General features: G+C 58.0%; 14 protein-coding genes. 4 read left to right on the top strand and 10 right to left on the bottom strand.

The annotated features are described in order from the left end of the window. Positions 1–237: 237 nt before the first annotated feature. The 6 genes from flgE to ACYP2Q_RS14305 form a co-directional block, all read right to left on the bottom strand. A complete protein-coding gene (flgE, locus tag ACYP2Q_RS14330) occupies positions 238–1,587 on the bottom strand; it encodes a flagellar hook protein FlgE (protein ID WP_459731053.1) in 1,350 nt (449 codons plus the stop codon). 31 nt (positions 1,588–1,618) lie between these two features. Further along, the gene (flgD, locus tag ACYP2Q_RS14325; protein ID WP_459731052.1) at positions 1,619–2,347 is read right to left on the bottom strand and encodes a flagellar hook assembly protein FlgD; all 729 of its coding nucleotides are present in this window, start codon (positions 2,345–2,347) and stop codon (positions 1,619–1,621) included. A 15-nt stretch (positions 2,348–2,362) separates the two neighbouring features. Then, positions 2,363–2,806: a flagellar basal body rod protein FlgC gene (gene flgC, locus ACYP2Q_RS14320; protein ID WP_459731051.1), complete on the bottom strand. Its 444-nt coding sequence runs from the start codon at positions 2,804–2,806 to the stop codon at positions 2,363–2,365. A gap of 3 nt (positions 2,807–2,809) precedes the next feature. Beyond that, positions 2,810–3,217, bottom strand: coding sequence for a flagellar basal body rod protein FlgB (gene flgB, locus ACYP2Q_RS14315; RefSeq protein WP_401318273.1), 408 nt, complete (start codon positions 3,215–3,217; stop codon positions 2,810–2,812). A 246-nt stretch (positions 3,218–3,463) separates the two neighbouring features. Beyond that, the gene (gene cheR, locus ACYP2Q_RS14310; protein WP_046817752.1) at positions 3,464–4,291 is read right to left on the bottom strand and encodes a protein-glutamate O-methyltransferase CheR; all 828 of its coding nucleotides are present in this window, start codon (positions 4,289–4,291) and stop codon (positions 3,464–3,466) included. Between the two features lie 46 nt (positions 4,292–4,337). Continuing rightward, a complete protein-coding gene (locus ACYP2Q_RS14305) occupies positions 4,338–5,270 on the bottom strand; it encodes a chemotaxis protein CheV (protein WP_020801355.1) in 933 nt (310 codons plus the stop codon). An 81-nt stretch (positions 5,271–5,351) separates the two neighbouring features. Here ACYP2Q_RS14305 and flgA point away from each other — a divergent pair, with 81 nt between their 5' ends. The 4 genes from flgA (at position 5,352) to ACYP2Q_RS14285 (ending at position 7,962) form a co-directional block, all read left to right on the top strand. After that, on the top strand, positions 5,352–6,113 hold the full coding sequence (gene flgA / locus ACYP2Q_RS14300) for a flagellar basal body P-ring formation chaperone FlgA (protein WP_459731050.1): 762 nt from the start codon (positions 5,352–5,354) through the stop codon (positions 6,111–6,113). A 168-nt stretch (positions 6,114–6,281) separates the two neighbouring features. Next, positions 6,282–6,608, top strand: a complete 327-nt coding sequence (gene flgM / locus ACYP2Q_RS14295; protein ID WP_459731049.1) for a flagellar biosynthesis anti-sigma factor FlgM — start codon at positions 6,282–6,284, stop codon at positions 6,606–6,608. Positions 6,609–6,656: 48 nt separating this feature from the next. Further along, complete coding sequence (locus ACYP2Q_RS14290) at positions 6,657–7,124, top strand: flagella synthesis protein FlgN (protein ID WP_459731048.1); 468 nt, start codon at positions 6,657–6,659, stop codon at positions 7,122–7,124. Between the two features lie 91 nt (positions 7,125–7,215). Next, a complete protein-coding gene (locus ACYP2Q_RS14285) occupies positions 7,216–7,962 on the top strand; it encodes a flagellar brake protein (RefSeq protein ID WP_459731047.1) in 747 nt (248 codons plus the stop codon). A gap of 63 nt (positions 7,963–8,025) precedes the next feature. On the opposite strand, the gene ACYP2Q_RS14280 is transcribed toward ACYP2Q_RS14285, so the two are convergent. From ACYP2Q_RS14280 to ACYP2Q_RS14265, 4 genes are all read right to left on the bottom strand, one after another. After that, a complete protein-coding gene (locus ACYP2Q_RS14280; protein ID WP_459731046.1) occupies positions 8,026–9,390 on the bottom strand; it encodes an MFS transporter in 1,365 nt (454 codons plus the stop codon). A 61-nt stretch (positions 9,391–9,451) separates the two neighbouring features. Then, a complete protein-coding gene (locus tag ACYP2Q_RS14275) occupies positions 9,452–10,693 on the bottom strand; it encodes a glutamine synthetase family protein (RefSeq protein ID WP_459731422.1) in 1,242 nt (413 codons plus the stop codon). 209 nt (positions 10,694–10,902) lie between these two features. Further along, positions 10,903–11,595: a sensor histidine kinase gene (locus ACYP2Q_RS14270; RefSeq protein WP_459731045.1), complete on the bottom strand. Its 693-nt coding sequence runs from the start codon at positions 11,593–11,595 to the stop codon at positions 10,903–10,905. Next, entirely contained in the window at positions 11,592–13,196 is a 1,605-nt protein-coding gene (locus ACYP2Q_RS14265) for a response regulator (protein WP_459731044.1), read from the bottom strand. The genes ACYP2Q_RS14270 and ACYP2Q_RS14265 overlap by 4 nt, the downstream gene beginning before the upstream one ends. Positions 13,197–13,535: the final 339 nt, after the last annotated feature.

Raw genomic sequence — 13,535 nt, 5'->3', positions numbered from 1 at the left:
CTGAGCCGGTAACACCAAACCCCCGACAGGCCCCTGGCTTGTCGGGGGTTTTCTTTTGCCTGTATGTAGGAGCGAGCTTGCTCGCGATGGTCGTTAACGATAACGAACTCATCTTGAATACACGCGTCGCTCTCAAGACCATCGCGAGCAAGCTCGCTCCTACAGGAAGTTTTGGCTGGTCACAAAAAAGCCCCTCTTGCGAGGGGCTCCTTGTGTAGCGCTTTCAGTCAACCCGCATCAGGCCATCTGAATGATGGTCTGCATGATGGTGCTCTGGGTAGAGATGGTCTTGGCGTTCGCCTGGTAGTTGCTCTGCGCCTTGATCAGATCGACCAGTTCATTGGTCACGTTGACGTTGGACTCTTCCAGGGAGTTGGAGCGGATCGAACCCAGCGAGCCAGTTTCCGGCGAGTCGTAACCCGGGATGCCTGAGGCGTAGGTTTCTTTCCAGCTGGTACCGCCGACTGGCTGAAGACCTTGTTCGTTGGTGAAGCTGGCCAACGCCAGCTGGCCGATCGGCTTGGTCTGGTAGTTGCTGAAGTTGGCCAGCAGCACACCGCTGCCGTCGATGGTCAGGTTGGTGATCTGACCCGTGGCGTAACCGTTCTGAACGGGAATGGAGCGTGCGGTGTCGGCGTTGAACTGGGTCGTGTTACCCATGGCAATCGTCAGACCGTCCGGATTGGCGGCTGCACCATTGGCCGTCCAGACACCATCCTTGACTGTACCCGGGGTCCAGTTGGCGACTTTCAACTCATTACTGATAACCGGAGCAGGCGCTGGTACGGTCGGTGGCACTGTGGGTGGAACCGGTGTGCTGACCGACACCAACTTGCCCGATGTGTCGAAGGTCATGGTCGAAGCGACTGGCGGCGTCGCAGCGTCCGTCGGGTCGCTGCCGTCCGGATTGCGATCATCGATCAGGGTGTAGGTATCCCAGGTGTTCGTCCCGGTCTTGACCATGTATTGATCCATGGTGTGCTGGTTGCCCTGGGTATCGAAAACCGGAGTGCTGAACTTCTTGGTGTAAGTTTCCACCTTGCTCGGGTCGAACTTGTTGAGCGCCACTGTCTGATCGATCACCGCAGCCGTAGAGTTCAGGTTGATCGTCGACGATACGGTGGTGGTGGATTTCGGCGCCAGGTTGGACGTGTCGATGCGCAGGTCGGTCAGCACGCCATTGACTATCTTGCCATTGGCATCCACGCCGTAGCCTTGCAGCCGCGAGGTACCGTCGCTGTTGGTAACAAAGCCTTCCTTGTCGACCTTGAACGTACCGGCACGGGTGTAGGACAGCGAGCCGCTGTTGTTCAATACGAAGAAGCCCGAGCCATTGATGCCCATGTCCAGCACATTACCGGTGGCGCTGATATCGCCCTGGGTAAATTGTTGGGAAACGTTAGCCAGGCGTACGCCGCTACCTACGACTTTGCTGCCCGTACCCAGCTTGGATGCCGAGTACACATCTTCGAATTCTGCGCGGGACGATTTGAAGCCGGTGGTCGCAACGTTGGCGATGTTGTTACCGGTGACGTCCAGTTGCTTGTTGGCGGCATAGAGACCGCTAAGGCCGATATTGAAAGACATGATCCACTCCTTTGTGCCGCGTTAGCCGGCTCTATATACCAATGGTTTGCACTTTGGACAGGGCGACACTGCCGAGCCCGGCCAGGTTGAGCATCAATTCACCGCCGGTCTGGCTGATGGTCACGCTGTTGACCGTTGCCGGCAGGTTGGTGACCAGTGCCACGCCCTTGTCATCGATGGTGGTGTTCGCCGCAAAGGTATAGGCACCTGATTCGACGACATTGCCGGCATCGTCCTTGCCATCCCAGGTGAAGCTACTGGTACCCGCTTGCTGGTCGTCCAGCTTGATGGTGCGGACAGTCTTGCCATCCTTGTCGGTGATTTTCACTGCCACTTCACCCACTGACTGCGGTATCACAACCGAACCGGTCATGCCCTTCGTGGTGTCGACCACGGATTTGTCACCCGGCGCGATGACTGAACGCCCGACCAAAGCCGAAGCCTGCAACGCCTGGGACGAGTTGTAGTTGCCGGCGATACCAGACACGGTATCGTTGAGCGTGGTGATGCCTTCCAGGCTGCTGAACTGCGCCAGCTGAGCCACGAACTCACTGTTGCCCTGGGGCTCCAGCGGGTTCTGGTTTTTCAGTTGGGTCACCAGCAGTTGCAGGAACGCATCCTTGCCCAGGGCCTTTTTACCGGTGGCACTACCCGTCGCCGCTGCCAGGCTATCGGCATTGGTAGTGGTAGTGGTCTTGATCGAAGAGTTGGCCAGGATGTCGTTGAGGCTCAAACCACTGGTGGTATCGGTAACACTCATCTGAGTCGCCCCTTATCACTGACCGAGGGTCAGGACCTTCTGCATCATGGTCTTGGCGGTGTTCATCATTTCGGCGTTGGTCTGGAACGAACGGCTCGCGGAAATCATGTCAGCCATTTCTTCCACCACGTTGACGTTCGGGTAATAGACATAGCCCTTGGCATCCGCGGCCGGATGGTTCGGCTCGTAGCGTGCCTCGAGGTTGCTTTGGTCTTCGACCACGCCCAATACCTGAACGCCTTGACCGGCCGCGTCCTGATTCTGGAACAGAGAATCGCTGCCCCCGCCCTGGCCGCCCTGGAACATGGTGGCGAACACCGGGTGACGCGCACGGTAGGTCTGGTCGATGCTCGAGGAGACTGTCTCGGCGTTGGCGATATTCGAGGCCACGGTGTTCAAGCGCGTGGTCTGGGCACTCATGCCGCTACCGGCAATGTTGAAAACACTGGATAGAGACATGAATTACTCTCCGCGCAGGGCTGACACCAGCCCTTTGAATTTGCTATTGAGCAGGGTGAAACTGGCCTGGAAGTTGACCGAGTTTTCCGCGTAGTTCGACTGTTCCAGCTGGGCGTCCACGGTGTTCTGGTCGATCGACGGCTGCATCGGCGTGCGGTACATCAGCGACTCGTCGCCATTGCCCAGGCCCTGGGCTTCGATATGACGGCTGTTGGTCATGTTCAAGGCGAAGGTGCCGTTTTTAGCCTTGTCGTTCTGCGCCTCGAGCACTTTCGAGAACTCCAGGTCCCGCGCCTTGTAGTTCGGGGTGTCGGCGTTGGCAATGTTGTTGGCCAGGACTTCGGCACGCTGGGCGCGCAAGCCCAGAGCCTTTTCGTGAATACCGAGCGCTTTATCGAAGCTGATGCTCATGTCGGGAAACCTTTGGGTGACCTGATTTTTCGTAGGATGGACATAGCAAGCGTCATGCCAATTCAGAAAACCCCGTAAACCGGGGCTTTGCGGGCACCGCCCCCTGCGGCTACGACAGAAAAGCGGCAACCGGTTTCCGCTGGATGCCGCTTTTCTGCCGCTTGCCGTTCCCTATAGGAATGCAAAAGCGGCAGACATAAAAAAACGGGAGCCCCTGAGGACTCCCGTTTTGATGACACCGACAAGTCATTTCGCCTGGTAAATAATCCCCGGGCTGCACTGCACCATTTGGTAATGATCCGGCAATCCGTTCAACGCTTCGGAAGCACCGAGGAACAGATAACCGCCCGGCTTCAACGTGCTGTGAATGCGCAACAGGATGTCCTTCTTCACTTCGGCGGAGAAGTAGATCAAAACGTTGCGACAGAACACGATGTCGAACTTGCCAAGGCTGGCGTAGCTGTCCAGCAGGTTGAACGAGCGAAACTCGACCCGGCTCTTGATCGGCGCCTTGATGGCCCAGCGTCCCGGCCCCTTGGGGTCGAAGTAACGCTGCAGCCGCTCGGGAGACAGACCGCGACCGATGGCCAGGCTGTCGTACTCGCCCGTCTTGCAGTTGTTCAGCATGGTGCCCGACAGGTCAGTGGCCACAATCTGCACGCCCATTCTCAATTGGCCTGGATTGAACCGCTCGAACTCATCGATGGACATCGACAGCGAATACGGTTCCTGACCCGACGAGCAGGCCGCCGACCAGATCCGCAGGCGCTGGCCGGGACTGGCCTTGATCGCTTCGGGAAGCACCTTGTTCTTCAACACTTCAAACGGATAGGTATCACGAAACCACAGGGTTTCGTTGGTCGTCATCGCGTCCACGACCATCTCGCGCAACCCGCTGCGCGGCTGGGTCTGAATGCGCTGGACCAGCTCACCCAGGGACTTTATGCCTTGCTGCTCCATCAGTTTGTTGAGACGGCTGGAGACCAGATACTGCTTGTTTTCACCGAGCAAAATGCCACAGGCTTTTTCCAGGAACACCCGGAACTGTTCGAAATCCAAATTACCCGTAGACAATGCTGCCGCCTCTAAAATCGTGTTGACTGCCGGGGGCCGAACGCCCCTAGCTGATATCTGCTGCTTTGATCCGGTCGACTACCCGGGATGCCAGGTCATCAGGGCGGAATTTTGCCAGGAAGTCATCGGCACCGACCTTCCTGACCATCGCCTGATTGAATACACCCGACAACGAAGTATGCAGGATGATATGAAGCTTTTGCATGCGCGGGTCGTTGCGGATCTCGGCCGTGAGGGTGTACCCGTCCATTTCCGGCATCTCGATGTCGGAAATCATCATCAGGAACTCCTCCTCCGGCCTCTTGCCCTCGTCGACCAGTTTGCGCAGGTAATCCAGCGCTTGCCGACCGTCGTTCAACGCCACCACTTCAACACCGACCGTCTGCAGGCAACGGGTGACCTGCTTGCGCGCCACCGACGAGTCATCGACCGTCAGCACGCGCAAGGAAAGCGCCTTGTGCTGGGTCTCGACATCCACCACCCCGGCGGAAATCGCTTCCGGGGTCGGCGCCACTTCCGCCAGCACCTTCTCGACGTCAATGATTTCGACCAACTGGTTGTCGACCCGAGTCACCGCCGTCAGGTAGTGATCACGCCCCGTGCCCTTGGGTGGCGGATGAATTTCCTCCCAGTTCATGTTGACGATGCGCTCCACCGAGCGCACCAGGAATCCCTGGGTCTTGGTGTTGTACTCCGTGATGATCACGAAGGGGTTGTTCTTGTCCTTCAAGCCACCGGAACCGGTCGCCATCGCCAGATCAAGGATCGGAATGGTCGCCCCCCGAATATTAGCCACGCCACACACGACAGGACTGGACTTGGGCATCAACGTCAGCTTGGGGCATTGCAGCACCTCCCGCACCTTGAACACATTGATCCCATACAGCTGCTGGCCGTCGAGACGGAACAACAGCAACTCAAGGCGATTTTGCCCCACCAGTTGCGTGCGCTGGTTTACCGAATCCATTACACCAGCCATGCCTGACTCCTACGCCAACGCTAAGTGTTGTTGCGACGCGCCTTCATCACTAAACGGCACGGCGCTTGCTTTTTATCTGTCATGAACACAGAACCGACATTTTTCCGCCGCCTGCCCCCCCCCTGCCGCCAATGGCTCGGGGTGTTGGCCGCTGTTTGCCTGTTCAACGCTGGCAGCCCTGCCCTTGCTGACGCGGTTACCTTGCCTGACATGCTTATCGGCGTCACCCAGGGCTTTCTTGAATTCACCGTAGAGGACTATCTGGCGACCAGTCAAACCCAGGGGCGCTATGAAATCCAGGTGAACCCGCTAGATCCGCGCCTGCGCATGCCAATGTGCGACAAGGAATTGACAGCCACACTGGAAAGTCCGGCCAAGCCTTTGGGCCGGGTAACGGTCAAGGTTCGCTGTGAAGGAACATCCCCCTGGACCGTCTTCGTGCCCGCTCAAGTACGCCTGTTTCGCGAGGTCGTCACCACCACCAGGCCCCTGCGTCGCGCCGGCATTGTCGAGCCGCAGGACGTCATGCTGCGTGAACGCGATATCAGCCTGCTCAACCAGGGATACTTGACCGACGTAGACCAGGCCATCGGGCAACGACTTACCCGACCAATGGTCAATGATCAGGTTATCAGCCTGGTGCACATCGAACAGGCGGAAGTCATACGCAAGGGCGACCAGGTGGTGATTACCGCACGCAGTGGCACGCTCAGCGTGCGAATGCCCGGCGAGGCATTGGCCAGTGGCGGCCTCAGCGAACAGATTCGAGTCAAGAACCTCAATTCCAAACGGGTCATCAAGGCGCAGGTCATCGCGCCGGGCCAGGTGGAAGTGTCGATGTAGGACTTAACGGGGGTGAAGAAGTGGCGCCGACCTCGACGGTTCCCTAAACTGTGTGCCAGGCACGGCAAGCGCTGGCGCGCGCAAGCTCATTTTGATTAATGAGCCTAAAGTTTTTCAGGGAATGGCCGAAAACATGGCAAGCGTCCAAATTCCCAGAGGTTTTTTACCATGGTCATTGATTTCAGCCGACTGAACAGCTCCTCGTCACTCACGGGCAGCACACGTACCAGCGCCCCCAAGGAAACTGCCGAAACCGGCAAGCCTGCCGAGCCCAACATTCCGGCCGAACAGGCAAGCACCGTCAAAAGCGGGGAATCGGTACATCTGAGCAATGAGGCGCAACAGTTGCAGAAGATCACCGATACGCTGCGCGATCAGCCTGTCGTCGACAAATCCCGCGTGGCCGAGCTGAAAGCAGCCATCGCCGATGGCAGCTATAAAGTCGACAGCAACCGTGTCGCCAGCAAACTGCTCAACTTCGAAGCCCAGCGCTAGGCCCCGGCCCGCGCCAGGCTTTTGGACGCTTAAACCCCAAGGCCAGCCATGCACGACACTCATTTACTGCAACTGATCACCGACGACTTTGCTCCAGCGCAACGCTTGCTGGAGATACTGCGCACCGAATCCCTCGCCTTGCATGGCCGCGACATGCAGTTGCTGGAAGAGATTCTGGCGCAGAAGCAGGCAATGGTCATCGAACTCGAACAGCATGGCCGCAAACGCAGTGAGATTCTCGTCAGCCTCAACCTGCCAGCCAACCGCAGCGGTCTGGAGCAACTGGCCAGCCAATCGAGCGTTGGCGAAGCGCTGCTGGCGCAAAGTGATGTACTGACCGACCTTCTGGCTCAATGCCACGCCGCTAACGCCAGCAATGGACAGTCGATCCTGGCACAGCAGGCCGCCACGGCCACCCAGCTGAGAATCCTCAACGGCGGTGAACAACCCGCGCTCTATGACGCCAGCGGATCATTCTCCAGGCTTGTTAAACCACGTCCGCTCAGTCAGGCTTGAGCCTGTCGATAAACACGCTCTATCAAGACGCGAAACATGCTGGCAATATGCCACTCGCCGTAGTCAAAAATTGTCTGGAGATTGATTAACCGTGTCCAATGCCTTAACCGCGGAAGATGCGCCGCAGCCACCCAAGGTGCTCAGCACACCCCTGGAAATCTCCGGCAATTTGCGCCAGCTGCTAGACAGTCATGACCCGCTGATCATCACGTTCCACGAGCGCAGCCAGCGCTTCCAGAGTTATCTGGTGGACCTTGACCGTGAACGCAACATGATCGCCCTGGACGAAATGATTCCCCGCGATGGCGAGCGTTTCCTGCTGGCCGGCGAACCTTTCAAGGTCGAAGGTTTTCATGAAGGCGTGCGCATCGCGTGGGAAAGCAATGGCCTTCTGACCATCGACGAATCCAACGGTAGCCGTTGCTACCGTGGCACCCTGCCCGATGAAGTCGTCTACCACCAGCGCCGCAATGCATTCCGTGCTGCCTTGAAACTGGCCCAACTGGTCAACGTCAATCTGGACGGTGAAAAGCTCAAGGCATCGATCAGTGGCAAGCTGCTGGACATTTCCGCCACGGGCTGCAAGTTGCGCTTCGAAGGCGACATCACTGGCAGCCTGCAACTGGGCCAGGTCTACGACCGTTTCAGCGCCGACCTGCCCTTCGGCAAAATGACGGCACCGGTTGAACTGCGCTACCTGCACTTTGAAGAAAAGATCTCCACCACCTTCGCCGGCGTTCGCTTCCACAACATGAGCGGGCTGGTGCAGCGTCAGGTCGAGCGGTTCGTCTACCAACTGCAACGCGAAGCGCGGCGTTTCGACAAAGACGACTTCTGAGTCAACCTCTCCAGCAAAAACGGGCAGACCCTTGTGGTGACTGCCCGTTTTTTTACCTGAATGTCATGGCCTGGCTTCGGTAAAACTCTGCTCCCTGCCCGAATCCGGTTCTTGCGGCGGCTGATCGGTTTCCGGTTCCGGTTCCGGACTTGGCTCCGGGGAAACCGGATTTTGCATCTGGTCCTGCACCACTTGCTCATCCACCCGCGGATCGAGGGCCGCCACCAGTGGCGAACTCGACATACTGTCCGGCATGGCGACGTGATGCAGCGGCGCGTCGTCCACCTGGTGCAGGTTGGTCACCGCTTTCGGACGAATTCGCCACACCAGCACCAACGCAAAGAAACTGAAGAACGCGTAGAGCATCTGGCTGCCGAACAACTTCATCAGCACACCCGCCACCAACGGCCCGATGCTGGCGCCAACGCCGTAGGTCACCAGCAACATCGCCGTCAGCGATACCCGTCGATCGCCCTCGACATGGTCATTGGAGAAGGCCACTGCCAACGGGTACAGACAGAACTGGACCAACGAACAAAGGAACCCGGCGACGAATAGGACCTCCAGCGGCACCTGCTGCATGATCGCCAACGGCAAGGCGGCCAATGCCAGGCTGAACGCAAAACACCGAATCAACAGCGCCCGGTCATATCGATCGGACAACCATCCCAAAGGCCACTGCACCAGCAACCCGGCAAAAATGCAGCTACCCATGAACAGGCCGACCTGCTCCGTGGACAACCCTTGCTGAGAGGCGTACAGCGGCGCCAGACCGTAGAAGGAGCCAACAATCAGCCCTGCCCCCAACACGGTACTCAATGACTGCGGTACGCGCTTGATAAAGAAGCGCGGCTCCATCGGCGCCGGATGCAGGGGTGCCGGGTGGATCCGTCGGGTCAGGGCTACCGGCACCAGGCAAAGGGTGAAACACAGGGCCACCAGCATCAGCAGTTCCAAGCCCAGGCCCGGGTGCATGACCAGGATCAACTGACCCAGCACCAGCCCCAGGTAGGAGGCGATCATGTAGCCGCTGAACACCAGCCCGCGCTGCTTGGCTTCGGCCTGCTCGTTCAGCCAGCTCTCGATGACCATGTACTGGCACATCATGCCAAGACCGACGATCACCCGCAGGAACAACCAGGCAGGCAACCAGTTCACCAGGCCATGGCCCAGTACCGCCGCACCGACGATCCCGGCACAGGCCGAGTAGGCTCGTATATGCCCGACCCGGGCAATCAATCGATGGCCGATCTTTCCGCCCAGCACCAGGCCGAAATAGTTGGCGGCCATCAACGCACCGACCCACAGGCTGTCGACATGATCGGCCGCCAGGCGCAATGCCAGGTAAGTACTCAACAGGCCTGAGCCGATCAACATCATCAGCGAAGCGAAGTAAAGCGCTCGAAAGGACTTCCAGATTTGGCGCAACGAGCGGCTCCTTGCAGTGAGTGACGGGCTATTCAAACGATAGCCCGGTGTCGATATTTCGTCAGGCCTGGGCGGCGAGGACGCGCCGCTCCCAGGGAGTGATTTCGTCAAAGAAACTGGTCAACTCCATGGTCTTCGAAGCGATGTAGCCTTCGATGAACTCCTTGCCGAACAGTTCCATTGCCAACTGGCTACGTTTCAGACGCTCCAGCGCTGCATGCAAGGTACAAGGTAAGGAAAGTTTATCCGGCACTTCGAACGCCCCCTGGATCGGCTCGTCGGGTTCCAGCTGGTGTTCGATGCCGTACAAGCCGCACGCCAGGCTCGCTGCAATCGCCAGATACGGATTGGCGTCGGCCCCCGGCAAGCGGTTTTCGACCCTGCGAGCGATGGGCGAACTGGCGGGAATGCGCAAACCGGCCGACCGGTTGTCATGTGACCAGCAGGCATTATTCGGTGATGCGAAGGGATGGTACAAGCGCTGATAGGAATTCACGTTCGGCGCAAACAACGCAGTGAAATCCGCCATGCCGGCTTGCTGACCACCGATGAAATGACGGAAGGTCGCGCTCGCTTGACCGCTTTCGTCGGTGAAGACATTCCGACCCGTGCCGATCTCGACGATGCTCTGGTGAATGTGCATCGAACTGCCCGGCGTATGCGCCAGTGGCTTGGCCATGCAAACCACGATCAAGCCGTGCTTGAGCGCGACCTCCTTGAGCAAATGCTTGAACAGGAAAGTCTGGTCGGCCAGCAGCAAGGGGTCGCCGTGCAGCAGGTTGATTTCGAACTGGCTGACACCCATCTCGTGCATGAAGGTATCGCGAGGCAGGCCCAGCTCAGCCATGCATTCATAGACCTCGCAGAAGAACGGCCGCAGGCCATTATTGGAACTGATACTGAACGCCGAGTGCCCCTCCTCGCGACGACCATCCAAGCCAGTCGGTGCCTGGAAAGGCTGGGTCGAATCGGTATTGGGAGCGAAGACAAAAAACTCCAGCTCGGTGGCCACCACCGGTGCCAGGCCAATGGCCGCATAACGCGCGATAACCGCCTTGAGTTGACCACGGGTCGACAGGTTGGAGCTTTCGCCCGTCAACTCATCCGCATCACAGATGGCCAATGCCCGCGGATGCTCGCTCCAGGGCAGGCGGTGGATCTGCGCCGGATCCGGGACCAGCGCGAGATCGCCGTCGTCGCAACCGTAAAAACGCGCCGGCGGATATCCGCCCATGATGCATTGCAGCATCACGCCCCGTGCCAACTGCAAACGGCGTCCTTCGAGGAAGCCCGCTGCAGTCATCACTTTGCCCCGTGGTACGCCATTCAAATCCGGCGTAACGCATTCGATTTCATCAATGCCCGTCAATCGCTGCGCGAGAGAACTCAGGCCATCGGTTGTCATGACGCAATCCTTGTTCTTATACGAGCCGCGAGCGGCAACTCGTACAAAATAGGCTCCGCGTGTTCAGAATATCAAGCACGATGCACAAAAATGTAGGCGCACCGGGCTCAAGGAAGATAGAGCCTGAAGACGCCCCCGCCCAAAGGGCCGCCATTGCTGATTTCCGTACGTCCACCTACGCCGTTACGTTGATGCAGCGCGGCAATCCGACCGGCAAAGTACAGACCCAGGCCGGTGCTGCCAGTGCTGTGATTGATACCCTGCACGTACTCGCCCTGGCGCTCGATCATCTGTGGTGGATAACCCTCACCATCGTCGTTGATGGTCAAGACCAGTTGCCCAGCTTCGTCGCTAGCACTGATCAACAGCGCATGACGGGCATAACGGATCGCATTATTAACGCTGTTGGCCAGTACCGAGGCGATCAGCTCACGGTCGAAAAAACCCAGGGGGCACAAGGGATCGACTTCAAACGTCGCGGCGATACCGCGGCTGGCGAAGACGTCTTGATGACAGGCCAGTTGCGCTTCGATGAAGTCATCCAGTTCGTGGTAGGCCGGCTGCAGGGGCATTTGGTTGACACCCAGTTTGTACAAACCAAGCAACTGCACCATCAGGCCATTGAGGTGCGCAAACTCGAACTCGATCACACCCTGCTCCGGGGTGTGACGCGCAGACACCGGCAAATTCGCCAGGCTTTGGCTGTGAGCCCGCATAAGCATGGCCAGCGAGTTCTTCATGTCGTGTACGGTGGAGGCTATTACCGTCGAGAAATCCAATGCCTGTTGCTGGTCGTTCATTCGCCAAATGCCTTGTTCTGGAGCTTTTTATAACGCGCAAAACGCGAGTCCGTATCCGGCATCAAGCCGACCATTTTCAGGCAAGTCCGACACTCCACCAGTTCCGCCGAGGGGACATTGGTATCTGTGCCATGCAGCAACGCCTGCGCAAGGTTCAGCGCAATACTGATGTTCTTGGGCTGCAGCGCCAGGGCTTTGCGGAAAATTCCCCGGGCCTGCACCAGGTCACCGGTCTTGTACACGCGCACACCCTGACGATTGAGATCAGCCGCAACGTTGCCGGAGTTGAGGATACTCGGATCATCGGTCAACTTGGCAATGCCCTTCATGACTGTGGGATCGTCGCCGTAGATCTCCGCACAGTTTTTCAACATCGTAGCGCCCGCATTGGCCTGACCCAGCATCTGTAATTGCTTGGCCACCAACAGCGCCGCTTCGGCACTCATGAACTGCTCCATGCCATCGAGTCGCATGATTGCTTGCTCGGTCAGTTTTTCCGCTGTTTCGGCGTCGTTGAGCAGCAGGCTCGTCGCCTTCATCAATCGCGCCCTGATTTGCAGACCAGGATCGGTCGGGTTCTCCTTGGCCACCGCACTCAGGGTCGTGTTGATTTCCAGGCGAGTCCGGGTATCCAGGCCTTTTTCACTGCCCTTGCTGATCAATGCGTGAGCCAGTCCAAGGTTGCTTTCCGCATCCTTGAAACGTGACTGGGCACCTTGGGCGACAGCCTGGCGGTAGGCTTTGGACGCCGTGTCAAAATCTTCATTGGTCATTGCCAGTTTGCCCAGTTGCGCTTGCCTGCGCACAGCCAGTGGCGACAAGCGAATCGCCTCTTCCAGGACGCGTTGGGCGGCCCTGGAATCCCCTTCGACAACCAGCACCTCTGCCATGCCATCGTAGAGCGCCGGCATCATCGGGAACACCTTCAGCGCTTTTTCATAAACGGCTTTTGCCTGGGTCACCTGACCCCGCTTGAACAGCAACTTGCCCAGCCCGGCAAATGCCCAAGGCAAAGGCCGGTCGGCGATGATGCTGTCGTAGAGACGCTCCAGGGCCTCGTTCTGATTGAGGTCGCGCAGAGCATCAGCGCGATAGCGCAAGCATAACGGTGAATAGCGGATGTCCTGTTTGCACAAGGCGATGCAGGCATTGAGGACCTCAAGCGGTTTACCTCTGTCCAGGGCTTGCAGTATCGGCTTGAGCAGGGTCTTGCGCTGCACCAGTCGCTCCAGGCGTTGGGCCAGGCCGGAACGGTTGAACGGCTTGGTCAGGTAAGCATCAGGTTCGTGCTCCAGGGCGCTGAGCACCATGGCCTGGCTGGTTTCCGCGGTGACCATCACGAATACACTTTCGTGACTGACCAGCTTGTCGATCATCAGGTCTTCGAGCACCTGCTGACCGTTCTTCTTGCCATCGCCCAGGTGAAAGTCCTGCAGGATGAAATCGTAGGATTTCTGCGAACACATCTTCAGCGCCTGTTCGCCAGTGTCGGCCGTGTCCACATCCTTGACCCCCAGCTCGCGCAGCATCGACCTGACCGAACTGCGGAAATCCGAGAAATCATCGACGATCAGAAAACTCTTTTGGTGATACGACAGCATCGAAGATTTCCAGGCAATTTAAGAGAAGAACCGAAAGGCAAATGCACGAACACGATCCGCTTCATTGCCCTTATGGCGCGCTGATAATAGCGGTTAGCCATCATCCATCAAGGGGTTTCTCTGGGAAGCGTGATGAGCATCGCTGCGATCCTATGGGTTATCGGCCAGCAATAGCATTCTCTTGAAGCGAGGGAGTGGAAATGTAGGAGCAAGCTCGCGCCTGCAGGAAAAGGCACCCCAAAAACAAAACCCCTACCTGCATGCGCAGATAGGGGTTTTGGAATTTAATCTTGACGATGACCTACTCTCACATGGGGAAACCCCACACTACCATCGGCG

Source organism: Pseudomonas sp. MHK4, from assembly GCF_054600775.1.
This window is presented reverse-complemented; position numbering and strand designations above follow the sequence as displayed.

Excerpts from the sequence above, each read along its gene's own strand:
- flgM (WP_459731049.1), top strand. The coding sequence starts at position 6,282 with ATGGTCATTGATTTCAGCCGACTGAACAGCTCCTCGTCACTCACGGGC.
- flgE (WP_459731053.1), bottom strand. The coding sequence starts at position 1,587 with ATGTCTTTCAATATCGGCCTTAGCGGTCTCTATGCCGCCAACAAGCAA.
- flgD (WP_459731052.1), bottom strand. The coding sequence starts at position 2,347 with ATGAGTGTTACCGATACCACCAGTGGTTTGAGCCTCAACGACATCCTG.
- flgA (WP_459731050.1), top strand. The coding sequence starts at position 5,352 with ATGAACACAGAACCGACATTTTTCCGCCGCCTGCCCCCCCCCTGCCGC.
- ACYP2Q_RS14275 (WP_459731422.1), bottom strand. The coding sequence starts at position 10,693 with ATGACTGCAGCGGGCTTCCTCGAAGGACGCCGTTTGCAGTTGGCACGG.
- flgC (WP_459731051.1), bottom strand. The coding sequence starts at position 2,806 with ATGTCTCTATCCAGTGTTTTCAACATTGCCGGTAGCGGCATGAGTGCC.
- ACYP2Q_RS14270 (WP_459731045.1), bottom strand. The coding sequence starts at position 11,595 with ATGAACGACCAGCAACAGGCATTGGATTTCTCGACGGTAATAGCCTCC.
- flgB (WP_401318273.1), bottom strand. The coding sequence starts at position 3,217 with ATGAGCATCAGCTTCGATAAAGCGCTCGGTATTCACGAAAAGGCTCTG.
- ACYP2Q_RS14290 (WP_459731048.1), top strand. The coding sequence starts at position 6,657 with ATGCACGACACTCATTTACTGCAACTGATCACCGACGACTTTGCTCCA.
- ACYP2Q_RS14305 (WP_020801355.1), bottom strand. The coding sequence starts at position 5,270 with ATGGCTGGTGTAATGGATTCGGTAAACCAGCGCACGCAACTGGTGGGG.
- ACYP2Q_RS14265 (WP_459731044.1), bottom strand. The coding sequence starts at position 13,196 with ATGCTGTCGTATCACCAAAAGAGTTTTCTGATCGTCGATGATTTCTCG.